Origin of the sequence: Streptomyces sp. NPDC058664, assembly GCF_042716635.1 — a bacterium.
Classification (GTDB): domain Bacteria; phylum Actinomycetota; class Actinomycetes; order Streptomycetales; family Streptomycetaceae; genus Streptomyces.
This window is the reverse complement of sequence record NZ_JBHXRW010000036.1, coordinates 1-26,382: the sequence shown is the minus strand read 5'-3', so window position 1 is coordinate 26,382 and position 26,382 is coordinate 1. Positions and strand designations below refer to the sequence as shown.

Here is a 26,382-nt window from a genome sequence, read left to right as displayed (position 1 = left end):
AGGGCCGCACCCCCGGTGGGGATGCGGCCCGTCGGTCCCGCGCGTCCGGACTCAGACGGCGAGCTCGACCGTGATGTTGCCGCGGGTCGCCTTGGAGTACGGGCAGACCTGGTGCGCCTTCTCGATCAGGCTCTTGGCGGTCTCGGCGTCCACGTTCGGGATGGTCGCCGAGATCTTGACGATGATGCCGAAGCCGTCGTCGTTCTTGCCGATGCCCACCTCGGCGGTGACCGTCGAGCCGGAGACGTCGGCCTTCTCGTTGCGGGCGACGACACCGAGCGCGCCCTGGAAGCAGGCGCTGTAGCCCGCCGCGAAGAGCTGCTCGGGGTTGGTGCCCGCACCGGAGCCGCCCATGGCCTTGGGCGGGTTGACGACGAGGTCGAGCTGGCCGTCGTCGCTGGCGACACGGCCGTCACGGCCGTTCTCCGCGGTGGCGACGGCGGTGTAGACGACGTCGGAGTGCTGGATCGACATGCGAGGTACTTCCTTCATGGGTTCGCCGCGACTCGCGCCCACGATCGCGACGGCTGAGGGAAGACTATCGGGTCGTCGATACGATCATCTTTCCGGTGTTGTCGCCGCGGAGCAGTCCGAGGAAGGCCTCCACGCCGTTCTCCACGCCCTCGACGAAGGTCTCGCGGTGCTTCAGCTCGCCGGAGGCGAGCCAGCCGCCGACCTCCTGGACGAACTGCTGCTGGAGGCCGTAGTGGTCGCCGACGAGGACGCCCTGGAGCCGCAGCCGCTTGCCGATGATCATCGCCATGTTGCGCGGGCCGGGGACCGGCTCGGTGTCGTTGTACTGGGCGATCATGCCGCAGATGGTGGCGCGGCCGTGCACCTTGAGCGAGGAGATGGCGGCTTCGAGGTGGTCCCCGCCGACGTTGTCGAAGTAGACGTCGATGCCGTCCGGGGCGGCCTCGCGGAGCTGCTCCTTGACCGGGCCGTTCTTGTAGTTGAAGGCGGCGTCGAAGCCGAGCTCCTCGACGAGCCACTTGACCTTCTCGTCGGAGCCGGCGGAGCCGATGACCCGGGAGGCGCCCTTGAGCCGCGCCATCTGGCCGACCTGGCTGCCGACGGCTCCGGCGGCGCCGGAGACGAAGACCGCGTCGCCCTCCTTGAAGGAGGCGACGTCGAAGAGGCCCGCGTAGGCCGTGAGGCCGGTCATGCCGAGCACGCCGAGGTAGGAGGAGAGGGGCGCGAGCGCCGGGTCGACCTTGGTGGCGTGCTGGGCCGGGACGTCGGCGTACTCGCGCCAGCCGAGGCCGTGCAGGACGTGGTCGCCGACGGCGAAGCCCTCGGCGTTGGAGGCGACGACCTCGCCGACGGCGCCGCCGTCCATGGGGTGGTCGAGCTTGAACGGCGGAATGTACGACTTCACGTCGTTCATCCGGCCGCGCATGTACGGGTCGACCGAGAAGTGCAGGTTTCGCACCAGGACGCGGCCTTCGGCGGGCTCGACGACCGGGGTCTCGCGGAGGGCGAAGTCCGCGGGAGCGGGCCAGCCGTGCGGACGGGCGACGAGGTGCCACTCACGGCTGGACGCGGGAAGAACGGACATGAGCACGGCCTCCGGTAAAGCTTGAGATCAGAAAAGGTTCACTTCCTGAAACAACCATGCGCCTGGATATTTCATGTTGTCAAGTATCTGGGTAGGATGTGTGCCATGGCCACCCCACGCACGGACCCCCTGACCGTCGAAGTCGTCGAGCTGATCGGCACGGTCGTGGCGCGCTACTACGCGGAGTACGAGCAGGCGGCCGCGCAGCACTCGCTGACCGGCGCCCAGGCGCGGGTCCTCGGCCTGCTCTCGATCGACCCGCTGCCGATGCGCCGCATCGCCCAGAAGCTGAAGTGCGAGCCGTCCAACATCACCGGGATAGTGGACCGCCTGGAGGCCCGCGGCCTGGTGGAGCGGCGCCCGGACCCGGACGACCGCCGCGTCAAACTGGCCGTCCCCACCGAGGAGGGCCGCGCCACGACCCGCCGGCTGCGCGAGTCCCTCGACTTCGCCCGCGAACCCCTCGGCGAGCTGACCGTGGCCGAGCGCACCCTGCTGCGGGACCTCCTGAAGCGGATGCTCGGCGAGGACCCCGCAAACCCGTCTTAGACGCACCACCAGAGGAAGCGGGTGCAGGTCGGCTCCGGGGACGGGGTCGCGGTCGGCGTGCGGGGCGTGGTCGAGGGGGTGGGGCCGCCGGTCGTCGCCGTGGGAGGCGGGGTCGCGTCCCCCTCCGTGGCGGACGCGGTGGCGGTGGCGGTGGGCGTGGCGGGCGGCGTGACGGACGGGGACACCGGTTCCGTGGGCGTCGGCGACTCCTCGGGTGCGTCCCCGCTCCCGGCCCCCGTTCCGGATCCCGTCCCCGTACCGGAGCCCGTGCCCGGACCCGTACCGGAGCCGGATCCCGAGCCCGAGCCGGATCCCGTACCGGATCCGGAGCCCGTGCCCTTTCCCGTACCCCCGCCCGTGCCCGATTCCGCGCTCACCCGGCGGGGGCGGGTCGGCGTCTCCGAGACCGGGGACGGGCCCGAGCCGTCCGGGAGGGCGGTGTTCTCGACGGGTTCGGGGGACGTCGTGACCTCGGGGACGTCCTGCTCCTCGACGGTCGTGGCGGCGCCCAGCGCCTCCGGCTCCTCCAGGGCCAGCCGTGCCAGGGTCAGCGACCCGGCGGCGAGCACCAGGCCGAGCGTCCCGACCAGGACCGTACGACCCCGGCGCCCCCGGGCCCTCCTGCTCCCGCGCGCGGCGGAGCGGCCCTGGGCGGCTCGGCGGCCACGGGCGGCACGGCGGCCGCCGTCGGCACGGCTCGGCGGCTCGACGACGTCGAGCTCGTAGACGTGCTCGGACCCGGCGGGTTCGACGGGCCCGGCGGGATCGAAGGGCTCTGCCGGCGCGAACGGCTCGGTCGGCCACGTCGGCTGGACCGGCCGGCCGGTCCGGACGGGTATGTGGGGGGTCTCGTACCGCAGTTCCTCGACGGGGGTCCCGCACCCGGCACAGGCGAGGGCCCCGTTGAGATGCCGCCGGCACGCGTGGCAGTAGTCCATGGGCCCCGCAGGCTATGCGGCCCGGTGCGGCCGCAGGTAGGCGCGGAAGTGAGGATCCTGTGAGGAAGCCGCAGGTCGGCGGCGGTGCGTCGCGATTCTCCCGCTTCGGTACGTCCCGGCAAGAGCCACCGCGCCGGGCCCCGGGCGGCGCAGCCCAGCGCGCGCCGCGCCCCGGACGGCCGGACGATGCCAACAGGACCGCGAAACGCGAAACCCCTCGCCCGTGCCAGCACCGCACTCCGGAGGATCCGCCGTGACCGTCAGCCTCGAACAGCTGCGCCGTTGCCATGTCGCCGTCGACCTGGGTGCCGCCCGCACCCGGGTCTTCGTCAAGGGCGCCGGACTCGTCGTCGACGAGCCGAGCGTCGCCGCCGTCAACACCCGTACCGGAGCGCTGATCGCCGTCGGCGCGCTGGCCGAGAAGATGACCGGCCGCACCCCCGACTACATCCGGGTCGTCAGACCGGTCTCGGGCGGCACGGTCGTCGACATCGAGATGGCGCAGCGGATGCTCCGCCACCTCCTCGGCGAGAAGCTCCGCCGCCAGCTGCGCCGCAAGCCCCGGCTGCGCGCCGCCGCCTGCACCCCGCACGACAGCGACCCGCTCGCGCAGCGCGCCGCCGTGGAGACCCTCGTCGGTCTCGGGGCGCGCCGGGTCGAGCTGGTCGACACGCTGATCGCGGCGGCCGTCGGCTGCGGCCTTCCGGTCGAACAGCCCACCGCGACCATGATCATGGTGTGCGGGGCGGCGACCACGCAGGTCGCGGTGCTCTCGCTCGGCGCGATCGTCACGGCGGAGCGGATGCCGGTCGGCGGTGACGCCATCGACCACGCCGTCATCCAGCACCTGCGCCACCACCACGAGCTGATGCTGCCGAGCCAGTCGGTGCGTCCGCTGCAACTCGCCCTCAGCGGCAACGGCCTGACGCCCCACGGCCCGGCCTGGACCGAGATCCACGGGCGGGACGTCGCCACGGGCCTGGCCCGCTCGGTGACCGTCGACACCGCCGCCGTACGGGAGGCGATCCACACCCCGCTGACGGCGGTCCTCGACGGGATCGGGAAGGTGCTGCGGGACTGCCCGCCGGACCTGGTGGCCGACCTCGCGGACCGCGGGATCATGATGGTGGGCGGCAGCGCCCTGCTGCCGGGGCTCGACCAGATGCTGCGCGAGGCGACCGGGATGCCGGTGCACATCGCCGAACGCCCGGACGTCTGCGCGGTCCTGGGTCTCGGCGCGATGCTGGAGGGCAAGGTCCAGCCGATGGTCCTCGACCCGCTGTCGGTGCGTGACCCGCTCGCCGACGAGGACTGAGTCCCGGCGGCCCCCGAGGGCGGACACAAACCGACGAAACCGCCCGATTCATACGACAATGAGACCATGACGATCATGGATGAGGACAGGGCCGGGGACGCGGGCGAGGACACGGACGAGGACGCTCCCCGCCTGCCCATGCTGCTCGAAGCGGTCCTCGGCGTCGGCACGGACCTCGAACTCCGCGCCACCCTCCAGCACATCGTGGACTCCGCCGCCGAGCTGACCGGGGCCCGCTACGGGGCGCTCGGGGTCGTCGACCCCGAGCGCCACCGGCTCACCGAACTCTTCACCTCCGGCATGACGGACGAGGAGCGGCAGCGGATCGGCCGCCTCCCCGACGGCCGCACCGGGCTGCTCGGCGTCCTGATCCAGGACCCGCAGCCGCTGCGGCTAGACGACCTGACGGCCCACCCGCGCTCCTCCGGCGTACCGGCAGGCCATCCGGAGATGCGCACCTTGCTCGGCGTACCGATCCGGGTCCACACCGAGGTCTTCGGCAATCTGTACCTCACCGAGAAGCGCGGGGGCACCTTCACCGAGGAGGACCTCGCGCTGCTCCGCGTCCTCGCCTCGCAGGCCGGGATCGCCATCGGCAACGCCCGCCTGTACGAGACCGCGCGGCAGCGGGAGCGCTGGATCGAGGGCGCGGCCGCGGTGACCACGGCCCTGCTCACCGGCGCGTCCGCGGAGAACGCCCTGACGACCGTCGCCGAGCAGGCCCGTGTGCTCGCCGGCGCCTCGGCCGGGGTGGTCCTCCAGCCCACCCCGGAGGGCGGGATGGAGATCGTCGCCGCGTCGACCACGGACGACCCGGGCGATCTGGTCGGCACGGCGATCGCGCCCGGCTCCCCCGTCCTGGTCCAGCTGCTCGGCGGGGAGCCCGTGTTCGTCGAGGACTCGGCGACCGATCCGCGGATGACCACCCATGTCCGGTCCCGTTTCGGCCCGTCGATGATGCTGCCGCTGCAGAGCGGCGGGAGGCTCATCGGCACCCTCGCCCTCCCCCGGCGGCGCGGCGGACCGCCGTACAGCGCGGTGGACCGGCTGCTCGCCTCGCAGTTCGCCTCGCAGGCGGCGCTCGCCCTGGTCCTCGCGGGCGCGCGCCACGACAGGGAGCGGCTCGCGGTGTTCGAGGACCGGGACCGGATCGCGCGGGACCTGCACGACCTGGTCGTGCAGCGGCTGTTCGCCACGGAGATGATGCTGGAGTCCACCCGGCGGCGGGCGGCCGGCACCTCCGACGAGAACGCTCTGCTCGGGCGGGCGGTGGACGAGCTGGACTCGACGATCCAGGAGGTCCGCACGACCATCTTCGCGCTCCAGCAGCCGCCCGCGGACGCGCCGGCCTCCTTCCGGGGGAAGGTGCTGCGCGAGACCGGCGGGGCGGCGGCCCTGCTGGGCTTCCAGCCGTCCGTGCACTTCGCCGGCGCGGTGGACACCCTCGTGGACGAGGAGACGGCGGGGAAGCTCCTCGCCACCCTGCGCGGGGCGCTCGCGGCGGCGCACCGGCGGTCCGGGGTCGGCGCGATCACGGTCGAGGTGTCGGCCGGGAGCGGGGGCGTCCGGCTGCGGGTCGAGGACGACGGCACCCCGCCGACCGTGGTGACCTGGCCGTGAGGACACGGACGGCCACCCGGACAGGCCCACACGCCCACACGCCCGCACGCGAACACGCCCGCACGTGAACACGCCGGCACCCGGGCACGCACGCTCGCGCGCCGACCCCGTACGGAGCATTCCGGCGCGCCGCGGTTCCCGCGCCGATCTTCACTGGAGTCGTGACCACCGAGACCACTCCCCCGACAGCGGCCGCCTACCGCAACCTGGCGATGGCCACCATCGGCTTCACGCTCACCTTCTGGGCGTGGAACCTGATCGCGCCGCTCGCCGGCTGGTACGGCGACCGGCTCGAACTCAGCTCCTTCCAGCAGTCGCTGCTCGTGGCGGTGCCCGTCCTGGTCGGCTCGGTCGGCCGCGTACCGGCCGGCGCGCTGACGGACCGGTACGGGGCGAAGGTGATGTTCCCCCTGGTCTCGGCGCTGACGATCGTTCCCGTGCTGCTGTTGACGGTGGTCAAGGACAGTTACGGCCTGCTGCTGATCGTCGGCTTCCTGCTCGGCCTGGGCGGGACCACGTTCGCGATCGGCATCCCCCTGGTCAACTCCTGGTTCCCGCCCGCCAAGCGCGGTCTGGCGCTCGGGGTGTTCGGCATGGGCATGGGCGGTGTGGCGCTCTCCGGCTACTTCACGCCCCGGATCGCGAAGCACGGCGAGAACCTGCCGTTCCTCGTGGTGGCGGTCGCGCTCGCCGCGTTCGCGGTGCTCGCCTTCTTCCTCATCACCGACCGGCCCGACCGGCCCGTGCCCACCGCCTCCCTCGGGACCCGGCTGGGCTCGGCGGCGCGGCTGCGGGTGACGTGGGAGCTGTCGGCGCTGTACGCGATCGGTTTCGGCGGCATCGTCGCGTTCGGCGTCTACCTGCCCACGTACCTGAAGACCTGGTACGAGCTCGACCCGACGGACGCGGGCACCAAGGCCGCCGGGTTCGCCCTGGTCACCGTCGTCTTCCGGCCGATCGGCGGCTGGCTCTCGGACCGGTTCCACCCGGCGCTCGTGACGGCCGCCGCGCTCGGCACGACCGCCCTGTTCGCGATCGTCCAGGCCTTCGACCCGCCGCTGGACCCGGGCGGCACGATCGCCCTGCTCGTCATGGCGGCCGGGCTCGGCACGGCGAGCGGTTCCGTCTTCGCCCTGGTCTCCCAGGTGACCCCGCAGGCCAAGGTGGGCAGTGTGACCGGCATCGTCGGCGCGATGGGCGGGCTCGGCGGCTTCCTTCCGCCGCTGGTGATGGGCGCGATCTACAGCGCCAAGGACTCGTACTCGATCGGTTTCATGCTCCTGTCCGACCTGGCGCTCGCGGGCTGCGTGTACGCGTACGGGCGGATGCGCGGGATCCGCCCCGACGGCGGGGAGCCGGCGGCGGAGGCGACGAAGGTCACGGCCGGCAGGTCCTGACGGCCCGGCAGAATGCGTTCCGGCAACCCTCGACGTCGACCCCGAGGAGTACGACCGGTGAGTGCGCTCTTCCCGGCCCTTGCGGCCCCTTCCGACCGGCCCGCGCTGCGCTGCGGCGCGGACGGCCTGACGTACGAGGAACTGGCGCGGGCCGCCGGGGCCCTGGCGGCCCGGATCGGGGGCGCGGGGCGGGTCGCCGTGTGGGCCACGCCGACCGCGCGCACGGCGGTCGCGGTGGTCGCGGCCCTGCTCGCGGGCGTGCCCGCCGTACCGCTCAATCCGCGCACGGGCGAGCGGGAGCTGGCGCACATCCTCGGTGACAGCGGGCCCGCGGTGGTGTTCGCCGGGCCCGGGGACGAGCTGCCCGCCGGGCTCGCGGGGCTTCAGCGGATCGACGTGGACCTCCACGTGGACCCCGCCGCGGCCGGCCCGGTGCTCGCGGACCCGGACGCCGACCCCGAGTCCCCCGCCCTGATCGTCTACACCTCCGGCACCACGGGCCCGCCGAAGGGGGTCGTCCTCTCCCGGCGGGCGATCGCCGCCTCGCTCGACGCGCTCGCCGAGGCCTGGTCCTGGACGGCGGACGACGTCCTCGTGCACGCGCTGCCGCTGTTCCACGTCCACGGTCTGATCCTCGGGATCCTGGGGCCGCTGCGGCGGGGCGGCGAGGTCCGGCACCTGGGCGCGTTCTCGGTGGAGGGCGTGGCGCGGGAGCTGGGCGCCGGGGGCGGCACGATGCTGTTCGGCGTACCGACCATGTACCACCGGCTCGCGGACGCGCTCGCCGGCGATCCGGCGCTCGTCGCGGCGATGGCGGGGGCGCGGCTCCTCGTCTCGGGTTCGGCGGCGCTGCCGGTCCACGACCACGAGCGGATCACGGCGGCGACGGGCCGGGCGGTGGTGGAGCGGTACGGGATGACCGAGACGCTCATGAACACCAGCGTGCGGCCGGGCGCCGGTCCGCGCCCCGGGACCGTCGGGACGCCGCTCGCGGGCGTCGGTCTGCGCCTCGTGGACGAGGACGGCTCCGTGCTCGACGAGTGCGACGGGGAGACCGTCGGTGAGGTGCAGGTCCGTGGCCCGAACCTGTTCTCCGGCTACCTCGGCCGGCCGGAGGCGACGGCGGAGGCCTTCGACGGCGACTGGTTCCGCACCGGCGACATGGCTGTCCGGGAGGCGGACGGAACGATTCGTCTGGTGGGCCGCAAGGCCACCGACCTGATCAAGAGCGGCGGCTACAAGATCGGGGCGGGCGAGATAGAGAACGCGCTCCTCGACCACCCCGGGGTGCGGGAGGCGGCCGTCACCGGCGAGCCCGACCCCGACCTGGGCGAGCGGATCGTCGCCTGGGTGGTGCCGGCGGACCCGTCGGCGCCCCCGGCGGAGGAGGAACTCGCCGGTCATGTGGCGCGGCTCCTCGCCCCGCACAAGCGGCCCCGGGTGGTGCGCCACCTCGACGCGCTCCCCCGCAACGACATGGGCAAGGTCCTGAAGAAGGCGCTCCCCGCGGTGAGTTGACCGCGTGAAGGCCGGGACCCGACGAAGGCCGGGACCCGACAGCGGGCCCCGGCCTTCGGCTTCCTCCGGTTACCTCACGCCGACCGCGCGGATCAGCTCCTGCTGGACCGAGCCGCCCCGGTCGTCGCTCGCGCCGGCCCGCAGGGAGACGGTCTCCGCGCCGGACGGAATCCGCAGTTCACCGTTCCAGGCAGCACCGCGCCACGACTTCTTGAGGGCGACCTCCGTCCAGGTCGCGCCCTCGTCGTAGGAGACCTCCAGGGTGCCGCCGGTGACCGTGCCGGTGCCGGTCGCGCCCTCGACGTACTCGGCGAAGATGCCGACGGGGAGCCTGCTTCCGGCGCGGACGTCACCGTTCAGGTCGGTGTCCAGGTCGAAGCCGAGGTTCAGCATCGGCAGGTAGGTGGTCCGGTCGGACGGGGTCTCCGCGGAGCGGAAGGTCCACTCGCTGCGGCCCTTGCTCCCGAGCCGCCAGCGGTCCGCGTCGAGCGCGGTCTCGGTGACGACCTTGTACGTGGCCTCCTCCGCCGGGGCGTCCCAGGCGTAGGCGGCGGAGCTCATCTTCCGGTCGACGCGGACCCCGTCGACGTACACCTCGGTGTACTGGGTCATCGAGTCGTCGCCCCACACGTTGCCGAAGCCGGTGTGGTCGGTGCCGGAGTCGCCCCAGCCGGGGGTGTTGAAGCGCAGGCTGTTGCCGGTGCGCTGCTGGCCCCAGCCGAGGCCGGTGCCCAGCCACGGGTGCCAGACGGGGCCGAACCAGTCGAGGCCGACCCGGCTGCCGCCCCGGTAGGACGGGGTGCCGGACCGCTGCTCCAGGGAGTCGCCGAGGTCGACGGACTCGTGCCAGCGCTGGCCGGTGCCGGTGGAGACGTACTCGGTGCGCTCGGTCGGGAAGGCGATCCACTCCTTGAAGCCGAAGCCGATCGGGAAGGTGTCGGTGATCGAGTACCGGAACTCGCCGCCCAGTTCCTTCCGCTTGGTCGGCATGTGGAAGGTGGAGCTGATGGTGGCGAGTTCGTCCTCGTCGGGGCGGAACACGAGGTCGGTGCCGATGGCGCCGGGGTGCCCCTCGGAGAGGTCGTAGGTGTACGGGGTGAAGCGGGTGCCGGTCAGGTCGACGCGCTGTCCCCGGGCCGCGCCGGCGGCGAGCCGGTTGCCGTCGGCGGTGTTGACGGTGGCGACGGGCAGCGGCCGGTCCTCGTAGTCGGCGGTGCCGAACCACTTCATCAGCCGGCCAGCCCGGTCGTCGGTGACGAACAGGGCCTTGGCGCCGGCGTCCTGCGCGGTCTGGGCGAGGAGCGTCGGGTCGGCGCCGTCGGTCAGCCGGACGAGGACGGCCCTGCCGGTGACGTCCTTGCCGGTGTACTCGGCGGGGGTGCCGGTGCCCGCGTCGACGAGGCCGAGGCGGTGGCGGCCCTCCAGGAGGCCGGTGCCGGCCTGCGGGGTGGCGCCGGAGAGCCGGACCCCGTCGACGCTCGCGTCGAGCATCGGCTTGCCGAGGCGCCAGACGGTCCGGTACTCGAAGGTGCCGGTGGCGGGCTTCCGGGTGGGCGCCGCGAAGATCGAGTCGTACAGCGGCGGGACCTGGACGGCTCCGCCGTAGGAGGCGCCGTTCGCCACCCGGTCGAACTCCATGAGGAGCTGCCGGGTCTCGGTGCGCTTCTCGACCTCGGCGCGGATCTCGCGCAGCCGCCGGCCGTCGAGGGTGATCTCGCGGTCGCGGTCGAGGGTGATCTCCGGCTCGGTGAGGAAGCCGAGGCCGAGGGAGTCGGCGCCGTGGGAGCCGCGCACGTCGAGAAAGGTGTCGACGGTGTACGTACCGGGCTTGAGGCGCAGTTCGAGGGTGCCGGACTCGCCGACCGTGGCGGGGAAGGGGTCCTCGCCCTGCGCCAGCTTCTGGACGCCGAGGAAGGCGGGGGCGGGGGCGCCGTCGCGGTCCTTGACGTGGACGGTGAGGGTGTAGCGCTCCTCCTCCTTCACCAGGCCGAGCGCGGTGTGCGCGACGGGCGCGCCGCCCGCGGTGGCGGTGACCCGGCCGGAGGACCGGCCCACGGGGGCCTTGGTGCCGTCGCCGGTGACGGTGGTGCTCGCGGTGCCGTGGGCGGGGACGGTGAGGACGGTGTCGGCGAGGGTGGCGACCCCGGCCGGCATGCCCTCCACGGTGAGGTTCAGCTCGACGGCCGTGTCGGAGGAGTTGGTGTACGTGACGGTCCTGGTGACCGGCTCGTTCGCCTCGTACGGCCAGGAGAAGAAGCCGAGGTCGGCGGAGCCGGTCGCGATGACGTCCGCGGTGATCGCGGCGGCCACGTCGACCCGCCCGGAGCCGAGCGCGTACGCGGAGGCGTCGAGCGTCTTCGACGAGGACATCAGCGCGTCCTTGAGCCGGGCGCCGGTCCAGTCGGGGTGCTTCTCGGCGAGCAGGGCGGCGACACCGGCGATGTGCGGGGTCGCCATCGACGTACCGCTCAGGGAGGTGTAGAGGCCGCTGCCGGGGGAGAGCTGGGAGCGGGCCGCGAGGATGTCGACGCCGGGCGCCGACAGGTCGGGCTTGAGGGCCTGGTCGCCGTGGCGGGGGCCCTGGCTCGTGAAGTACGCGGCCTCGTCGGCGGAGTCGACGGCGCCGACGGTGAGCGCGGAGTCGGCGGCGCCGGGCGAGCCGATGGAGCCGGGGGCGCCGGAGTTGCCGGCGGCGATGACGAAGAGGGCACCGGTCTCGGCGGACAGGGCGTTGACGGCCTGGGCCATCGGGTCGGTGCCGTCGCTCGGTTCGCGGGAGCCGAGGCTCATCGACACGATCTTCGCGTCGACGTCCTTGGCGGCCCACTCCATGCCGGCGATGATCTGCGACTCCGAACCGGATCCCTCGTCACTGAGGACCTTGCCGACGGCGAGGGTGGCGCCCGGGGCGACGCCCTTCTCCTTGCCGTCGGAGCCCGCGCCGCTGCCGCCGACGGTGGAGGCGACGTGCGTGCCGTGGCCGTCGCGGTCGGCGACCTCCTGGCCCTCGATGAACGACCTGGACTCGGCGACCCGGCCCGCGAGGTCGGGGTGGCCGAGGTCGGCGCCGGTGTCGAGGACGGCGACCTTGACGCCCTTGCCGGTGAGCCCGGCCTCCCAGGCCTTCGGGGTGCCGATCTGGGCGTTGGACTCGGCCATGGCGGCCTCGACCCGGCCGTCGAGCCAGACCTTGACGGGGGCCGGGGCGGCGGCGCGGGCGTCCGGGGCGTTGCGCGCGTCCGGGGCGTTACGCGCGATGAAGCCCTGCCAGAAGGCGGCGGGGTCGGTGGCGGTGACGGCGGCGCCGCCGATGCTGGGCAGCGGGCGGACGGTCTCGGTGCCGCGCGGGGCGGGAGCGGCGGCCCTCCTGTTCCCGGCCGCGCCGGACGTGACGATCAGCGGCACGTCGCCGGTGACGCCCTGCTCGACGAGGCCTGTGACGTCGAAGAGGCGCGGGTCGAGCACGCCGGAGGCCAGGTAGGGGCGGGCCTCGTCGGGGACGACGGTGACCCGGCCGTCGGTGATCCGGCTGCGTATCGCCCCGGTGGCGCCCTCGGCCCGGTCGACGGTGACGGTCTGCCGGCCGCCGCCGAGGTCGGTGAGGGTCACCCGGTCACCCGTGACGAGGGTGACGGTGGCGCTCGCCGCCGCCGTTCCCCTGAAGGTGTCCGGTACGGCGGAGGCGGTGCTCCCGGCCGCGGCGGTCTGCCCGGCCGAGAGCATCACGAGGGAGACGCCCGCGGCGAGCAGCGCGGCTCTCCCTCTGCCGAAGGGGGTGGTCCTCGACGTCATCGTTCGAACTCCTCGCGGACCCGGGGTCGGGGGTGTTTCCGGGTGCCGCGAGGAGTCTTGGCCCTGAGGAGGGGAGTTGACTCCGGTCGCCCCTGGCGGTTATGTGCCGTGGCGGCCAACCGCCAGAACAGGACGTGCCGTTCGGGGAGAATTGCTCACGGAGTCGGGTCGAGCGCGTCGTACCGGCGGAAACCGCGCCCGTACACGGCGAGGACGCCGACCGCGAGGACACACGCGATCCCGCCGCCCGTGACGGCGACGGCCGGCGAGGTCAGGTCGGCGACCGAGCCCGCGAGGAAGTCCCCGAGCCGCGGCCCGCCCGCGACGACCACGATGAACACGCCCTGGAGCCGGCCGCGCATCTCGTCGGGCGCGGCGACCTGCATCATCGTGTTCCGGAAGATCATCGAGACGGTGTCGGAGTACCCGGCGAGAGCGAGCAGCAGCAGCCCGAGCCACAGGTTCCGGGTCAGCCCGAACACGGCGATCGCGGTGCCCCAGCAGGCGACGGCGATCAGGATCGCCTGCCCGTGGTGCCGGATACGGCCCTGCCAGCCGGAGAGGACACCGCCCAGGAGCGCCCCGAACGCGGGCGCCGCCACCAGGAGTCCGGCGGTCTTCGCGTCACCGCCGTACCAGAGCACGGCGACCGCGGGGAACAGCGCGCGGGGATGGGCCAGGATCATCGCGCAGAAGTCCGAGAAGAACGTCATGCGCAGGTTGGGGCGGGTGGCGAGGAACCGCAGACCGTCGAGGACCGAGGCCCTCTTGCCACCCGTCCGGTCCGGGAGCATCGACGGCAGCCGCCACATGGCGTAGAGGCTCGCGGAGAAGGCGACGGCGTCGATCAGGTACGCGACCTGGTAGCCGGCGAGTCCGACGATCAGGCCGCCGAGGCTGGGACCGACGAGCGTGCCGAAGGTCATGACCATCGAGTTGAGCGCGTTGGCGGCGCGCAGCTGCTCGGGCGGCAGGAGCCGGGGGATCATCGAGGTGCGGGCGGGCGAGTTGAGCGCGGCGCACACGGCCTGGAGGGCGACGATCCCGTACAGGAACCAGACCCGGTGGAAACCGGCGAACGCGGCGGCGGCGAGCGCGACCGAGAGGACGGCGGAGCCGCAGGCGCTGTAGAGACCCAGCTTGCGGCGGTCGACGGTGTCGGCGACGGCACCGCCGTACAGGCCGAAGACGACGAGCGGGACGAGCGAGAACAGCCCGACGAGCCCGACGGAGAAGGGCGAGCGGGTGATGTCGTACACCTGGAGGGAGACGGCGAGGGCCGTCATGCCCTGCCCCACCCAGGAGACGGTGCTCCCGAACCAGAGCCGGCGGTAGTGCACGGAGGTCCGCAGCGGGGTGAGGTCCGCGAAGACCCGGCGGCGGTCCCGCTCCTCCCGCTCCTCCCGCTCCTCCTTGGTGGCGGTCACGCGACGTCGTACCGGAGCTCGGGGCGGTCCCAGTGGATGTGCCCGGTGGGCGGCACGGTCCCGGTGCGGACGGCGCCGGTACGCAGGTAGAACTCCTCGGCGGGCGGATGCGAGACGACCCGGACGGCCCGGAGCCCGGCGGCCGCGGCCCGCCCGGTCATGTGCGCCATCAGCAGCCGCCCGATGCCGAGGCCCTGGGCGCTGTCGGCGACGAAGGCGAGGTCGAGTTCGGCCTCGTCGACGAGGAGCGCGTAGAACCCGAGCACGCGGTCGTTCTCGTCGACGGCGACGAAGACGGGGTGGTGCTCGATGTACGCGCCGCCGACCTGGTACCCGTCGACCATGGCGGCGTAGTCCCCCCGGTACGCGCGAGAGCTCCGGACGAGGCGGGTGAGCCGCTTGGAATCGTCGGCGGTGGCACGCCGGATGGTGATGTCGGGCATGGGGTGAGTATAGGGGCGGGGCGGGAGTTCGCTCCTTACGATTTCGGGGAGGGGCGGGTGGCACCGCTCATCGGGCGGGGAGGGGCGGGGGCGGGCTGGCCGGAGGCGGGCGCCGTCGGGCGGGAGAGGTGCCGGACCGGCCGAGGGCCCGCGCCCTCACGCGGGAGCGGTGCCTGAGCGGGTGCCGTCAGGCGGGAGCGGGGGGCGAGTGGTGTGCCTGTGTCGCCGCTGTCTCGGGGGGCAGGGTCGTGCCGTGGGTGAAGGCCGCCGTGAAGGCCGCCGCGCCCAGGGCCGTACGGGCCGTCTCCTCCGTGCGGTCGACGTCCGCGCGTTCCGCCGGAGGCAGCGGCGCGCCCGTCGAGGCGCGCAGGGCGGCCGCCGCGCCCAGCAGGAGCGCGGCGCCCCTGGCCCGCCCCGCCGGAGCGTGCGCCGAGGCCAGGCCCTCCAGGGCGAGCGCGAGCGCCCGGGGATCGCCGGACGCCAGCGCGGTCCCGTACCCCTCCTCCTGGAGCTTCAGCGCCCCCGCCACGTCGCCGCGCGCGAGCGCCGAGAAACCGAGCTCGGCGAGGACCAGCGCGTTGGCGCTGTCGAGACCGACCGCGCGGTGCCAGTCGAGGACCTCCCGCATGTGGCCCTCGGCCTCCTCCACCAGGCCCTCGCGGCGGGCGCCCAGACCGAGCCCGAGGACCGCGTTGATCTCCCCCGCGCGGAAGCCGACCTCCACGGCCCGCTCCCGCGCCGCCGCGTGGTACGTCCGCGCCTCCGCGAGATCGCCCCTGAGCAGGGCCGTACGCCCGATCCCGGCCAGCAGGTCGGGCACCTCGGTCGTCAGGCCGAAGCCCTCCGCCGCCGCCAGGCCCGCCCGCTTGAGCCGGTCGGCCCGCTCGTACGCGCCGTGGATCTCGGCGACCGTCGCCAGCGGGTACACCGACCACAGCCGGCAGCACGCGTCCCCCAGCTCCGCGAAGAGCGCGTCCGACCGGGTCGCGTCCTCCTCCGCGCCCGCCACGTCACCGGCGAGGAGCCGCTGCACCGAGCGGTCCGCGAGCGCGGCCGCCTCGCCCCAGCGGTCCCCGTGGGCCCGGAAGCCTTCGAGCGCCCGCCTGGTCAGCTCGCCGCCCTCGCTCCGGCTGCCCGTTCCGCAGAGCGCGTGGGCGAGGAACCAGCGCGCCCAGGGGCGGCTCTCGGGCCGACAGGCCGCGTCGTACGCGGTGAGGGCCTCGGCGATCCGGCGCCGCCGGTCCGTTCCGTCGCCGCCCATGATCGTGAGGCCCGTGCGCCAGACCTCCACGCGGGCGCGCAGGGCGGCGGGTTCGGGCGCCGTGTCCCCGCCCCGGTCCGGCCGCAGCGCCGCCGTCGCCGAGCGGAGCGCCTCGCCGAGGCGGCCGCGCATGATCCAGTACCAGGCGAGGGCGTCGACGAGGCGGAGCGCCGTCTCGGCGTTCCGCCCGGCGTCGGGCGCGGTGAGGGCCCGGTCGAGCGCCCGGTCGAGGGCGGCCCGCAGGTTCGGGGTCTCCGCGTCGAGGCGGGCGAGGCGGCGGCGCTGGTCAGGGCCGCGCAGGGCGGGCGCGGCCTCCTCGGCGAGGCGCAGGTAGTGGTCGAGGTGCCGTTCGCGTACGGCCTCGGTCTCGCCGGCGTCCCGCAGCCGTTCGAGGCAGTACGCGGCCACGGACTCCAGGAGCCGGTAGCGCGGCCCGTCCGGACCGTCGACGGCCACGACGAGCGACCGGTCCACGAGCCGCACGAGCAGCCCGAGCACGTCCCCGGCGGTAACGGTCCCGGCGGCGACGGTCCCTCCGCCCGCGGCTTCCCCCGCCGCCTCCCGGTCCGTACGGACCGCCTCCCCCGCCGTCTCCCGCCGGTCCGCGCAGACCTCCTCCGCCGCCGTGAGGGTGCAGCCCTCCGCGTGGACCGCGAGGCGGCGCAGGACCGTCCGTTCGGGTTCGCCGAGGAGTTCCCAGCTCCAGTCGATGACCGCGCGCAGGGTCTGCTGCCGGGCGGGCGCGCCGCGCAGGCCCGCGTCGAGCAGCCGGAACCGGTCGTCGAGCCGTTCCAGGAGTCCGTGCACGCCGAGGGCGCGGACGCGGGTCGCGGCCAGTTCCAGGGCGAGCGGGATGCCGTCGAGGCGGCGGCAGATGGCCCGGATCGCCTCCTGGGCGGCGGCGTCGAGGGCGGCGCCGGACGCGAACCCGGGTGCGGACGCCGCCGCCCGCGCCGTGAACAGCTCGACCGCGCCCGCGCCGTCGAGCGGCTCCACCGCCCAGAGCGTCTCGCCCGCGAGCGCGAGGGGCTCCTGGCTGGTCGTCAGGACGACGAGGCCGGGCGCGGTGCGCAGCAGCAGTTCGGTGAGGGAGGCCGCTTCGTCGACGACGTGTTCGCAGTTGTCGAGGACGAGCAGGGTGCGCCTGCCGCGCAGGACCTCGGCGAGCCGCTCCCCCGTGGTGAGCGGCCGCTCGCCCTCGGGCCGCAGCCCCCAGGCACCGTCGTCGCGGAGTTCGAGCGCGGTGGCGACGACCTCGGCGAGCTCTCCGCGCGCGCCGGCGAACTCGACGAGCCACACCCCGTCCGTGAACTCCTCCCGGAGCCGTCCGGCCGCCTCCACGGCGAGCCGGGTCTTGCCGACTCCGCCGGGCCCGGTGAGGGTGACGAGCCGGCGTTCGCCGAGGAGCGCCCGCACCTCGGCGACGGCCGCGTCCCGGCCGACGATCCCGGTGAGCGGCACGGGCAGATTGCCCCGCACGGGTCCGGCCGCCACGGGCCGGGGCGCCGGGACGGCACCGGGGCCGGCCGTGGGGCCGGCGGTGGGCGCGGACGCCGAGGGGGACGGATCCTGGCGGGACATCACGGCCTGGAGCGCGGGCCCGGAAAGATCCGAGGGCTGCCCGGGTATCGCCGCCCGCGGCGCGGACGGCGCAAGAGCCGGGTCCCGACCGGGCATCGCCGCCTGGAGCGCGGGCACCGAAAGAGCCGGGTCCTGACGGAGCATCGCCGCCTGGAGCGCGGCCAGTTCGGGACTGGGGTCGAGTCCGAGTTCGTCGGCGAGGCGGACGCGCAGCTCCTCGTACCCCGCCAGTGCCTCGCTCTGCCGTCCGGCCCGGTACAGGGCGCGCAGCTGCACGGCCCGCAGGCGTTCGCGCAGCGGATGGCGGGCGACCAGCTCCGCCAACTCTCCGGCCAGCACGTCGTGTTCACCGGCGTCGAGCCGCGCCTCGGCCAGCGTCTCGCGTACGGCGAGCCGCTCCTCCTCCAGGCGGTCCGCCGCACCCCGTACGAACGGCTCCTCCGCGAAGTCGGCGAACGCCGGTCCCCGCCACAGTCCGAGCGCCTCACCGAGCAGCTCCGCCCTGGCCCGCGGGTCGGCCGTGTCCCTGGCCCGTGCGGCGAGCCGCGCGAACAGGTGGGCGTCCAGGGCTCCTTCGGGTACGGCGAGGAGGTAGCCGGGCGCCCTGGTGACGACGAGTCCGCGCCCGCCGGGCTCGGCCTCCTCCAGGGCGCGGCGCAGCTGGGAGACCTTGGCCTGGAGGGCGCGGAGCGGGCTGCCGGGCGGTTCGTCGCCCCAGAGGGAGTCGACGAGGCGGTACGCGGCGACCGGCCGGCCCGCGTCGACGAGGAGCGCGGCGAGCAGGGCCCGCACCTTCAGCTCGGGGACCCGGACGGGCGTGCCGTCCTCGGTCCGTACGGCCGTCTCCCCCAGCACCGCGAATCGCATGCGGCCACCGTAACCCGGCCCGAACAGGCCGAAGTCATCGCCCGAACAGGCCGGGGCCGGGCCCGAACAGAACCCGAGCCGTACCCGAACAGCCGCCCAGCAGAGTCGTCCCTGCCGGCAGGAAACGGCACACGGAAACCGAAACAAGGAGCAGGAACATGAGCAGCAGCGACACCCTCGCCGGCAAGACCGCCCTCGTCACCGGCGGCAGCCGCGGCATCGGCCGGGCCGTCGCCCTCCGTCTCGCCGCGGACGGCGCCCGGGTCGGCGTCCACTACGCGAGCAACGAGACGGCGGCGAAGGAGACGGTCACCGCGATCGAGGCGGCCGGCGGCTCCGCCTTCGCCCTCCGTACCGAACTGGGCGTCCCCGGCGACGCCGACGCGCTCTGGGCGGCCTTCGACGCGGCGACCGAGGGCGACCACGGTCTCGACATCCTGGTCAACAACGCCGGGATCTCCGGCCCCGGCCTGATCCACGAGGTGACGGAGGCCGACTACGACCGGGTGTTCGCGGTCAACGCCAAGGCGCCGTTCTTCATCGTCCAGAAGGGCCTCGACCGGCTCCGCGACGGCGGCCGGATCATCAACGTCTCCTCCGGGGTCACCAAGATCGCCTTCCCCGGCATGACCTCGTACGCCGCCTCGAAGGGCGCCGTCGAGGTGCTGACCCTCACGCTCGCCCAGACCCTCGGCTCCCGGGGCATCACGGTCAACGCGGTCTCGCCGGGCACCATCGAGACCGACATCCACCCGTGGATGGCCGACGCGGCCGCCAAGGCGCACGCCGCCGGCTTCTCCGTCTTCAACCGGGTGGGGCAGCCGGGGGACGTGGCGGACGTCGTCGGGTTCCTCGCCTCCGACGACGCCCGCTGGATCACGGGCCAGAACATCGACGTGAGCGGCGGCTCCGGCCTCGGCCTCTGACCGCGCCGACGCCGACACCGACGCCGACGCCGACGCCGACGCCGACCGTCCAGGGGCGGGCCCGCGACCACCCGGGCCTGCCCCCCTTCCCCACACACACGCACAAAGCCTCTCCCCGTCCGAGCGAAGGAACTCCCGCCATGGCGCCGCACACCCTCCTCGTCCACGCCCACCCCCGCACCGACTCCCTCACCGCCCAGGTCGCCGCCCGGCTGCGCACCCGCGTCGAGAACGAGGGCGGCACCGTCGACGTACTCGACCTGTACGCCGAGGGGTTCGACCCGGCGCTCCGCCCCGACGACGAGCCGGACTGGGAGGACCGCGAGAAGGTCTACTCCCCCGAGGTCCGGGCCCACATGGACCGGATCCTGGCCGCCGACGACATCCTGGTCGTCTTCCCGGTGTGGTGGTTCTCGCCGCCGGCCGTCCTCAAGGGCTGGATCGACCGGGTGTGGAACTACGGCTTCGCGTACGGGCGGAGCCGGCCCCGGCTGGCGGGGAAGCGGCTGCTCTGGCTCGCCCTGATGGGCAATACGGCCGAGGAGAACGCGGAGCTCGGCATGGAGAAGGCCCTCGACCTCCTCCTGGTGACCGGCGTCTCCGCGTACTGCGGGCTCCCTGACGCCACCCTGGACGTCCTGTACGGCACGGAACTCTCCGGTATGCCACGGGAGTTGCGCGCCGGGCGGGTCGCGGAGCTGCTCACCGCAGCCGAGAAGGCCCTGGACGGGGGGCTGCCGCGATGACGACGGCCCTCGCGGCGGAGGCCGCGACTCCGCCCCGGGCCGGGGCCCGCCAGTGGATCGGTCTCGCCGTGCTCCTGCTCCCCGTCACCCTGATGACCGCCGACCTGGGCGTGCTGTGGCTGGCCACCCCGTACCTGTCGGCCGATCTGCGTCCCAGCGGCGCCCAGTTGCTGTGGATCACGGACATCTACGGGTTCCTCACCGCCGCGACCCTCGTGGTCATGGGCACGCTCGGGGACCGGCTCGGCCGCCGCAGGCTCCTGATGGCGGGGTCGGCCGGCTTCCTGCTCGCCTCGCTCCTCGCCGCGTACGCGCCGAACGCCGGGGCGCTGATCGCGGCGCGCGCCCTCCTCGGCGTGGCGGGCGCGGCCGTCCTGCCCTCCACGCTCGCCCTGATCAGCCACATGTTCGCGGACGCCCGGCAGCGGGCCACGGCCATCGCGATGTGGGTGACCGCGCTCTCGGTGGGGCTCGCGGTCGGGCCGGTGATCGGCGGGGTGCTGCTCGCCTCCTGGTGGTGGGGCTCGGTCTTCCTGATGGGCCTGCCGGTCATGCTGATCGCCCTGGTCACGGCGCCGCTGCTGCTGCCCGAGTACCGCGATCCGAACCCGGGACGGCTCGACCCGGCGAGCGTGCCGCTCTTCCTCCTCGCGGTCCTGCCGCTGGTGTACGGGGTGAAGTCGCTGGCCGCGCACGGTCCGACGGCCGGGGCGGCGGTCGCCTTCGTCCTGGGCGCGGCCTTCACGACGGCCTTCGTCCGCCGCCAGAACCGTCTGGAGTCCCCGCTCCTCGACCTGCGGCTGTTCCGTAACCGGGCCTTCACGGGCGCGCTGCTGACCCTGCTCCTGGGGATGACCGCGCTCAACGGCGTCGAGTACCTGGTCCCGCAGTACCTCCAGGCGGTCGCAGGACTGCCGCCCCTCGAGGCGGGGCTGTGGCTGCTGCCGGGGGCGGCCGGTCTGATCGCCGGTTCACAGCTGACGCCGTTCGTGGCGCGGCGGACGCGTCCGGCGTACGTGCTGGCCGGCGGGCTCCTCGTCTCGCTCGCCGGGTACGCGGTGATCGCGCTGGCCGAGGGGGTGGTCGTGGCCGCGCTCGGCCTCGCGGTGATCATGTTCGGCGCGGCGCCGATCAGCGTCCTGGGCACGGCGCTCGCGGTCGGCGCCGCGCCGCCCGAGAAGGCGGGCGCGGCGGCGGCGACCGGTCAGACGGCGTACGACCTGGGTCTCGCCCTGGGGATCGCGGTCACCGGGAGCGTGGCGGTGGCCGTCTACCGGGGCGGCGTCCCGGCGGGCGCCCCGGCCGCGGCCCACGAGAGCGTGGGCGCGGCGCTGGCCCTGCCGGACGAGGGGCTGCGGGAGCAGGCCCGGGAGGCGTTCACGACGGCCCTGCACTCGGCGTCGGCGCTGAGCGCGGTCTTCGCCCTGGTGACGGCGGTGGTGGTCCTCACCCTGCTCCGCAAGGTGCCCCGCGCCTGACGCGCCTCAGCCGCAGGAGCCGAGGCCGTCCGGGTCGACGCCGTCGAGCCGGACGGCCAGCGCGTCGAGCCGTTCCCGCAGGTCGCGGATCTCCTCCAGGTCGAGGCCGGTCGCGGTGGCGATCCGGCGCGGTACGGCACGGGCCCTGTCCTTGAGTCCGGCCCCCTCGGCGGTGGGCCGGACGGTGACGGACCGCTCGTCCTGGGGGCTGCGGCGCCGCTCGACGTATCCGGCCGCTTCCAGGCGCTTGAGCAGCGGCGACAGGGTTCCGGAGTCGAGCCGGAGGCGTTCGCCGATGCCCTTCACGGGCAGCTCGCCGTGCTCCCAGAGCACGAGCATGACGAGGTACTGGGGATAGGTGAGCCCGAGTTCCTTGAGGGCCTCGCGGTAGACGCCGTTGAACGCCCGGGTCGCCGCGTGCAGCGAGAAGCAGATCTGGTGGTCGAGCCGGAGGAAGTCCTCGTCCGGGACCGTGTCGAGCGTCTCCATGGCTCCAGGATACGCGAGGACAGCTCGCACGCGATTCAGTTGTGCACAATCAAATTGTGCGCTATCAATAGAGGGTCACCGCATCACGGCACCACTCCCCGAGGACAGGAACGGAAGACCATGGACGCGATCTACACCGCAGTCGCCACCGCCAACGGCCGCGAGGGCCGCGCCGTCAGCTCCGACGGCCACATCGACCTCCCCCTCGCCCACCCCCAGGCCCTCGGCGGCAACGGTCAGGGCACCAACCCCGAGCAGCTCTTCGCCGCCGGGTACGCGGCCTGCTTCGCCAGCGCGATGGGTGTGGTCGCCCGCCAGGAGAAGATCGACATCTCCGACGCCTCGGTCACCGCCGAGGTCTCGATCGGCAAGGACGCCACGGACGGCGGCTTCGGCCTCGCGGTCGTCATGCGCGCCGAGTTCCCCGACCACCTCCAGGGCGAGGCGGGCCTGACCCTCCTGGAGAAGACGCACGCCTTCTGCCCGTACTCGAAGGCGACCCGCGGCAACATCAAGGTCGAGCTCGTCGTCGAGTAGTCGCTCCACCCCGGGGAAGTCCCCGGACACACGGGAAGACCCTGGACACATGGGAAGCCCCGGGCACACGGGAAGACCCCCGGCGCGCATCACCGCGCGCCGGGGGTCTTCCCGTACGCGCACGAGGGATTCGTCTTCCGTACGGCGGGCAGTCATGGGACGGCCGCCGGACGGTGGGGCGCGGGCGCTGTCCTTGGGGCGCTTCGCGTCCGGCCCGCCCGGCCGGCCGAGCGCACCCGCACCCGTAATCGTCCGCTTCCACCCCGGAGGGCAACTCCCCCATGGTCGACCTCGATCGCCGCAGGTTCCTCCAGCTCGCCGGTGGCGCCGCCGCCCTGACCATGCTGTCCGACAGCATCGCGCGCGCCGCCGCCATTCCGGCCCAAGGCTCCACCGGCACGATCCAGGATGTCGAGCACATCGTGGTCCTCATGCAGGAGAACCGTTCCTTCGACCACTACTTCGGGGCGATGAAGGGCGTACGGGGCTTCGGCGACCCGCGTCCCGTGACCCTGCCCACCGGCAAGTCGGTCTGGAACCAGGAGAACAACGGAAAGGTCACCCTGCCCTTCCGGCCGCCGAGCGACGACCTCGGCATGGAGTTCCTCCAGGGCCTCAACCACGACTGGGCGGGCGGACAGAAGGCCTTCAACAAGGGCAGGTACGACCAGTGGATACCCGCGAAGACCCCGGCCACGATGGCGTACCTCACCCGTGAGGACATCCCCTTCCACTACGCGCTCGCCGACGCCTTCACGATCTGCGACGCGTACCACTGCTCGTTCATCGGCTCGACCGACCCGAACCGCTACTACCTGTGGTCCGGGCACACGGGCAACGACGGGACGGGCGGCGGCCCCGTCCTCAACAACGCCGAGGCGGGGTACGGCTGGAAGACGTATCCCGAGCGCCTGGAGGCGGCCGGGATCTCCTGGCGGGTCTACCAGGACATCGGCGACGGCCTGGACGCCGCCGGCCACTGGGGCTGGATCAACGACGCCTACCGCGGCAACTACGGCGACAACTCCCTCCTCTACTTCCACACCTACCGCAACGCCCAGCCCGGAAACCCGCTGTACGACAAGGCCCGCACGGGCACGGAAGCGAAGAACGGCGACGGCTACCTCGCCGACCTGCGCGCCGACGTCCAGGCCGGCCGGCTGCCGCAGGTCTCCTGGATCGCGGCCCCGGAGGCGTTCTCCGAGCACTCCAACTGGCCGTCCAACTACGGCGCCTGGTACATCGCCCAGGTCCTGGACGCGCTGACCTCGAACCCGGACGTGTGGGCCCGTACGGCCCTGTTCATCACGTACGACGAGAACGACGGCTTCTTCGACCACGTCGTCCCGCCGTACGTCCCGGCCTCCTCCGCGCAGGGCCTTTCCACCACCCCGACGGCGCTCGACCACTTCCCGGGGAAGACGGGGTACGTCGCCGGCCCGTACGGTCTCGGCCCGCGCGTCCCGATGATCGTCGCCTCCCCCTGGTCCACCGGCGGGTACGCCTGCTCCGAGACCTTCGACCACACCTCGGTCATCCGCTTCATGGAACAGCGCTTCGGGGTGCGGGAACCCCAGATCTCGCCCTGGCGGCGGGCCGTCTGCGGCGACCTGACCTCGGCCTTCGACTTCACGCGTGCGAGCACCCAGTCCGCCCCGCTGCCGCCGACCGACGGCTACTACCCGCCGGACCGCAGCCGCCACCCCGACTTCCTCGCCACCGCCCCGGCCACCGGCACGATGCCCCGTCAGGAACCGGGCGCCAGGCCCACCCGCCCGCTGAAGTACGCCCCGTACGTGGACGGCGCCGCCGACACCACGGCGGGCACCTACCGCCTCACCTTCGGCGGCGGCCCGTCGGCGGGGGCGCAGTTCTACGTGACCTCGGCGAACCGCACCGACGCGCCCTGGACGTACACGACCGAGGCGGGCAAGTCCCTTTCGGACACCTGGAACACCAAGTACTCCAAGGGGCTCACCGACCTCACGGTCCACGGCCCCAACGGCTTCCTCCGCCGCTTCCGCTCCCCCGGCAAGGCGGCGGTCCCCGAGATCACCGCCCGCCACGACACGGCGACGGGCAACCTGGAGCTGACGCTGACGAACGCCACCTCGGCGGCGGCCACCCTCACGATCACGAACACCTACGCGGGCGCCCCGCGGACGGTGACGGTCCCGAGGGGAGCGACGGTCACCCATACGGTCGACCTGACGGCCTCGGCCCGCTGGTACGACGTGACGGTCACGACCCCGTCGAACGCGGACTACCTCCGCCGCCTCGCGGGCCACGTGGAGACGGGCATGCCGGGAGTGTCGGACCCGGGCATCCTGACGTACTGAGCCGCTCCCGCCCATCGGGCACCCGCGGTGGCGGGCCCCGCGCTTCGGGTCCCTCCGCCGATCGGGTGATCCTTCGGCCCGCCCGGAATGCGGAAATCCCGGCCGCACCGCACGCTGGAGGCAGTTCGTCCCTCCGGGCCGCGGCCTCCGAAGAGGAGGCCGCGGCCCGCCACGACCGGCGGGAGATCGGCCATGCGCGACTCGATGGTGAACCTGGCGGTGGACTACCCGCTGCTGAACATGTTCTGGACCATGCTGATGATCTTCTGCTGGGTCCTCTGGTTCATGCTGCTCTTCCGCATCATCGGCGACATCTTCCGCGACGACGCGCTGGGCGGCTGGGGCAAGGCGGGGTGGAGCGTCTTCGTCATCCTGCTGCCCTTCCTGGGCGTGTTCGTCTACCTGATCGCCCGCGGGCGCGGGATGGGCGAGCGCGAGCTGAACCGGGTCCGCCAGAACGAGCAGCAGTTCCGCTCCTACGTGCGCGAGACCGCCGGGAGCGGCGGCCACGCGGAGGAACTGTCCCGGCTCGCCGAGCTCAGGAGCAGCGGCGCGATCACGGAAGCCGAGTTCGCGCAGGCCAAGGCCAAGGTCCTCGCGAGCTGACCGGGTCCGGCGTGCGCGCCCCCGAGAAGGACCGGCTCGACCTCACGAACCCGCACCCGGGACCCGAACGGGTGCCGGCCACTGTTCCCACCGGATCGGAAACGGCACATGAAGGATCTCAAGTTCGAGCAGAAGCGTTCGATGTCACGCCTCGAGGCGGCCGATCAGCTCGCGGCGCTCGCGGAAGCGCTGCGGCAGGGCGGCGAGGTCGACATGGAGTTCGGCCTCGGGACACTGAGCCTGCAGATTCCCGACGACCTTCGCGGCGAGGTGGAGGTCGAGATCGGCAACGGCGAGGTCGAGCTGGAGATCGAGTTCACGTGGCCGACCGCGGCCCGGAGGGCCCCGTCCCCGGGAGCGGCGGACACGGAGAAGGCTGACACGGAGAAGAGGACCGTGCGGAAGCGGAAGAGCGCGCCCGCCGGAGCCGGGCGCAGGAGCGCCGGCACCGCACGGAGCGGTACCGGCACCACGTCGGGCAAGCGTGCCGAGCCGCCCGCCCCGAAGAAGTCCTGAGCGAAGCCGGGAAAGCCGTGGGGCGTTCAGCCCGGCAGGCCCCGTGCCGGAGCGCCCCGAACGGCCGGCAGGGCCGGGCAGGAGAGGTTTCGATGCCCCAGAACACGACCACGGCGATGCGCGCGGCACGCCACGCCACACCCGCGGAACGCGCGGCGCTCGGCAAGGAGGCCCGGCGCCGCTCGCCGCGGTCGGGCCACGCCGTGTACCGGCCTTCCGCCGACAGGCCCGACCCGCTGGCGATCCTGGAGGCGCAGTCGGCGACACGGGTCCCCGAGCTCGTACCGATCCGCTACGGCCGCATGACCGAGTCCCCGTTCCGCTTCTACCGGGGTGCCGCCGCGATCATGGCCTCCGACCTGGCCGGCACCCCGCGCTCCGGGCTCACGGCCCAGCTGTGCGGGGACGCCCACCTGCTCAACTTCCGGCTGCTCGCCTCGCCGGAGAGGCAGTTGATGTTCGACATCAACGACTTCGAC

Annotated in this window: 21 protein-coding genes; 13 read left to right on the top strand and 8 right to left on the bottom strand. The window is 73.7% G+C overall.

Features of this window, described 5'->3' with window-relative positions; translation table 11 throughout:
- Positions 1-51: 51 nt before the first annotated feature.
- Both ACFWUY_RS26470 and ACFWUY_RS26465 read right to left on the bottom strand, forming a co-directional pair.
- Complete coding sequence (locus tag ACFWUY_RS26470; RefSeq protein ID WP_384114140.1) at positions 52-474, bottom strand: organic hydroperoxide resistance protein; 423 nt, start codon at positions 472-474, stop codon at positions 52-54.
- A 64-nt stretch (positions 475-538) separates the two neighbouring features.
- Complete coding sequence (locus tag ACFWUY_RS26465; RefSeq protein WP_384114137.1) at positions 539-1,558, bottom strand: NADP-dependent oxidoreductase; 1,020 nt, start codon at positions 1,556-1,558, stop codon at positions 539-541.
- 105 nt (positions 1,559-1,663) lie between these two features.
- On the opposite strand from ACFWUY_RS26465, the gene ACFWUY_RS26460 reads away from it, so the two are divergent.
- A complete protein-coding gene (locus ACFWUY_RS26460) occupies positions 1,664-2,107 on the top strand; it encodes a MarR family winged helix-turn-helix transcriptional regulator (protein WP_384114134.1) in 444 nt (147 codons plus the stop codon).
- On the opposite strand, the gene ACFWUY_RS26455 is transcribed toward ACFWUY_RS26460, so the two are convergent.
- The gene (locus ACFWUY_RS26455; protein ID WP_384114130.1) at positions 2,104-3,045 is read right to left on the bottom strand and encodes a hypothetical protein; all 942 of its coding nucleotides are present in this window, start codon (positions 3,043-3,045) and stop codon (positions 2,104-2,106) included. The two genes, ACFWUY_RS26460 and ACFWUY_RS26455, sit on opposite strands and share 4 nt — an antisense overlap.
- A gap of 253 nt (positions 3,046-3,298) precedes the next feature.
- On the opposite strand from ACFWUY_RS26455, the gene ACFWUY_RS26450 reads away from it, so the two are divergent.
- From ACFWUY_RS26450 to ACFWUY_RS26435, 4 genes are all read left to right on the top strand, one after another.
- A complete protein-coding gene (locus tag ACFWUY_RS26450; RefSeq protein WP_384114125.1) occupies positions 3,299-4,360 on the top strand; it encodes a rod shape-determining protein in 1,062 nt (353 codons plus the stop codon).
- A 75-nt stretch (positions 4,361-4,435) separates the two neighbouring features.
- Positions 4,436-5,980, top strand: coding sequence for a GAF domain-containing protein (locus ACFWUY_RS26445; RefSeq protein WP_384114347.1), 1,545 nt, complete (start codon positions 4,436-4,438; stop codon positions 5,978-5,980).
- A gap of 212 nt (positions 5,981-6,192) precedes the next feature.
- A complete protein-coding gene (locus ACFWUY_RS26440) occupies positions 6,193-7,377 on the top strand; it encodes an MFS transporter (protein ID WP_384114344.1) in 1,185 nt (394 codons plus the stop codon).
- A 57-nt stretch (positions 7,378-7,434) separates the two neighbouring features.
- A complete protein-coding gene (locus ACFWUY_RS26435) occupies positions 7,435-8,895 on the top strand; it encodes an acyl-CoA synthetase (protein ID WP_384114122.1) in 1,461 nt (486 codons plus the stop codon).
- Between the two features lie 69 nt (positions 8,896-8,964).
- On the opposite strand, the gene ACFWUY_RS26430 is transcribed toward ACFWUY_RS26435, so the two are convergent.
- The 4 genes from ACFWUY_RS26430 to ACFWUY_RS26415 form a co-directional block, all read right to left on the bottom strand.
- Positions 8,965-12,687, bottom strand: a complete 3,723-nt coding sequence (locus tag ACFWUY_RS26430) for a S8 family serine peptidase (protein ID WP_384114119.1) — start codon at positions 12,685-12,687, stop codon at positions 8,965-8,967.
- 155 nt (positions 12,688-12,842) lie between these two features.
- The gene (locus ACFWUY_RS26425) at positions 12,843-14,114 is read right to left on the bottom strand and encodes an MFS transporter (RefSeq protein ID WP_384114116.1); all 1,272 of its coding nucleotides are present in this window, start codon (positions 14,112-14,114) and stop codon (positions 12,843-12,845) included.
- Positions 14,111-14,557, bottom strand: a complete 447-nt coding sequence (locus ACFWUY_RS26420; RefSeq protein ID WP_384114113.1) for a GNAT family N-acetyltransferase — start codon at positions 14,555-14,557, stop codon at positions 14,111-14,113. Before ACFWUY_RS26420 ends, ACFWUY_RS26425 begins: the two co-directional genes overlap by 4 nt.
- Before the next feature lie 187 nt (positions 14,558-14,744).
- Positions 14,745-18,266, bottom strand: a complete 3,522-nt coding sequence (locus ACFWUY_RS26415; protein ID WP_384114110.1) for a BTAD domain-containing putative transcriptional regulator — start codon at positions 18,264-18,266, stop codon at positions 14,745-14,747.
- Positions 18,267-18,424: 158 nt separating this feature from the next.
- Between ACFWUY_RS26415 and ACFWUY_RS26410 the strand changes: the two genes are divergently transcribed.
- The 3 genes from ACFWUY_RS26410 (at position 18,425) to ACFWUY_RS26400 (ending at position 21,416) form a co-directional block, all read left to right on the top strand.
- Positions 18,425-19,192: an SDR family oxidoreductase gene (locus ACFWUY_RS26410; protein ID WP_384114108.1), complete on the top strand. Its 768-nt coding sequence runs from the start codon at positions 18,425-18,427 to the stop codon at positions 19,190-19,192.
- Positions 19,193-19,332: 140 nt separating this feature from the next.
- The gene (locus tag ACFWUY_RS26405; protein ID WP_384114105.1) at positions 19,333-19,938 is read left to right on the top strand and encodes an NAD(P)H oxidoreductase; all 606 of its coding nucleotides are present in this window, start codon (positions 19,333-19,335) and stop codon (positions 19,936-19,938) included.
- Entirely contained in the window at positions 19,935-21,416 is a 1,482-nt protein-coding gene (locus tag ACFWUY_RS26400; RefSeq protein WP_384114102.1) for an MFS transporter, read from the top strand. The genes ACFWUY_RS26405 and ACFWUY_RS26400 overlap by 4 nt, the downstream gene beginning before the upstream one ends.
- Before the next feature lie 6 nt (positions 21,417-21,422).
- Here ACFWUY_RS26400 and ACFWUY_RS26395 read toward each other — a convergent pair whose 3' ends face one another.
- A complete protein-coding gene (locus ACFWUY_RS26395; RefSeq protein WP_384114099.1) occupies positions 21,423-21,905 on the bottom strand; it encodes a MarR family winged helix-turn-helix transcriptional regulator in 483 nt (160 codons plus the stop codon).
- A 120-nt stretch (positions 21,906-22,025) separates the two neighbouring features.
- On the opposite strand from ACFWUY_RS26395, the gene ACFWUY_RS26390 reads away from it, so the two are divergent.
- From ACFWUY_RS26390 to ACFWUY_RS26370, 5 genes are all read left to right on the top strand, one after another.
- Positions 22,026-22,442 carry an organic hydroperoxide resistance protein gene (locus ACFWUY_RS26390; protein WP_384114096.1) on the top strand — a complete coding sequence of 139 codons (417 nt, stop codon included), beginning with the start codon at positions 22,026-22,028 and terminating at the stop codon, positions 22,440-22,442.
- 281 nt (positions 22,443-22,723) lie between these two features.
- The gene (locus tag ACFWUY_RS26385; protein ID WP_384114093.1) at positions 22,724-24,781 is read left to right on the top strand and encodes a phosphocholine-specific phospholipase C; all 2,058 of its coding nucleotides are present in this window, start codon (positions 22,724-22,726) and stop codon (positions 24,779-24,781) included.
- A gap of 192 nt (positions 24,782-24,973) precedes the next feature.
- The gene (locus ACFWUY_RS26380; protein ID WP_384114090.1) at positions 24,974-25,387 is read left to right on the top strand and encodes an SHOCT domain-containing protein; all 414 of its coding nucleotides are present in this window, start codon (positions 24,974-24,976) and stop codon (positions 25,385-25,387) included.
- A gap of 108 nt (positions 25,388-25,495) precedes the next feature.
- Positions 25,496-25,903, top strand: a complete 408-nt coding sequence (locus ACFWUY_RS26375) for an amphi-Trp domain-containing protein (RefSeq protein ID WP_384114087.1) — start codon at positions 25,496-25,498, stop codon at positions 25,901-25,903.
- 92 nt (positions 25,904-25,995) lie between these two features.
- Positions 25,996-26,382: DUF2252 family protein (locus tag ACFWUY_RS26370; protein ID WP_384114085.1), on the top strand; the 387-nt coding region annotated here is incomplete at its 3' end.

Bases quoted from the DNA above. Each gene is read 5' to 3' on its own strand.
- ACFWUY_RS26470 (WP_384114140.1), bottom strand. From the start codon at position 474: ATGTCGATCCAGCACTCCGACGTCGTCTACACCGCCGTCGCCACCGCG.
- ACFWUY_RS26465 (WP_384114137.1), bottom strand. From the start codon at position 1,558: ATGTCCGTTCTTCCCGCGTCCAGCCGTGAGTGGCACCTCGTCGCCCGT.
- ACFWUY_RS26460 (WP_384114134.1), top strand. From the start codon at position 1,664: ATGGCCACCCCACGCACGGACCCCCTGACCGTCGAAGTCGTCGAGCTG.
- ACFWUY_RS26455 (WP_384114130.1), bottom strand. From the start codon at position 3,045: ATGGACTACTGCCACGCGTGCCGGCGGCATCTCAACGGGGCCCTCGCC.
- ACFWUY_RS26445 (WP_384114347.1), top strand. From the start codon at position 4,436: ATGGATGAGGACAGGGCCGGGGACGCGGGCGAGGACACGGACGAGGAC.
- ACFWUY_RS26440 (WP_384114344.1), top strand. From the start codon at position 6,193: ATGGCCACCATCGGCTTCACGCTCACCTTCTGGGCGTGGAACCTGATC.
- ACFWUY_RS26430 (WP_384114119.1), bottom strand. From the start codon at position 12,687: ATGACGTCGAGGACCACCCCCTTCGGCAGAGGGAGAGCCGCGCTGCTC.
- ACFWUY_RS26420 (WP_384114113.1), bottom strand. From the start codon at position 14,557: ATGCCCGACATCACCATCCGGCGTGCCACCGCCGACGATTCCAAGCGG.
- ACFWUY_RS26415 (WP_384114110.1), bottom strand. From the start codon at position 18,266: ATGCGATTCGCGGTGCTGGGGGAGACGGCCGTACGGACCGAGGACGGC.
- ACFWUY_RS26410 (WP_384114108.1), top strand. From the start codon at position 18,425: ATGAGCAGCAGCGACACCCTCGCCGGCAAGACCGCCCTCGTCACCGGC.
- ACFWUY_RS26405 (WP_384114105.1), top strand. From the start codon at position 19,333: ATGGCGCCGCACACCCTCCTCGTCCACGCCCACCCCCGCACCGACTCC.
- ACFWUY_RS26400 (WP_384114102.1), top strand. From the start codon at position 19,935: ATGACGACGGCCCTCGCGGCGGAGGCCGCGACTCCGCCCCGGGCCGGG.
- ACFWUY_RS26395 (WP_384114099.1), bottom strand. From the start codon at position 21,905: ATGGAGACGCTCGACACGGTCCCGGACGAGGACTTCCTCCGGCTCGAC.
- ACFWUY_RS26390 (WP_384114096.1), top strand. From the start codon at position 22,026: ATGGACGCGATCTACACCGCAGTCGCCACCGCCAACGGCCGCGAGGGC.
- ACFWUY_RS26385 (WP_384114093.1), top strand. From the start codon at position 22,724: ATGGTCGACCTCGATCGCCGCAGGTTCCTCCAGCTCGCCGGTGGCGCC.
- ACFWUY_RS26380 (WP_384114090.1), top strand. From the start codon at position 24,974: ATGCGCGACTCGATGGTGAACCTGGCGGTGGACTACCCGCTGCTGAAC.
- ACFWUY_RS26375 (WP_384114087.1), top strand. From the start codon at position 25,496: ATGAAGGATCTCAAGTTCGAGCAGAAGCGTTCGATGTCACGCCTCGAG.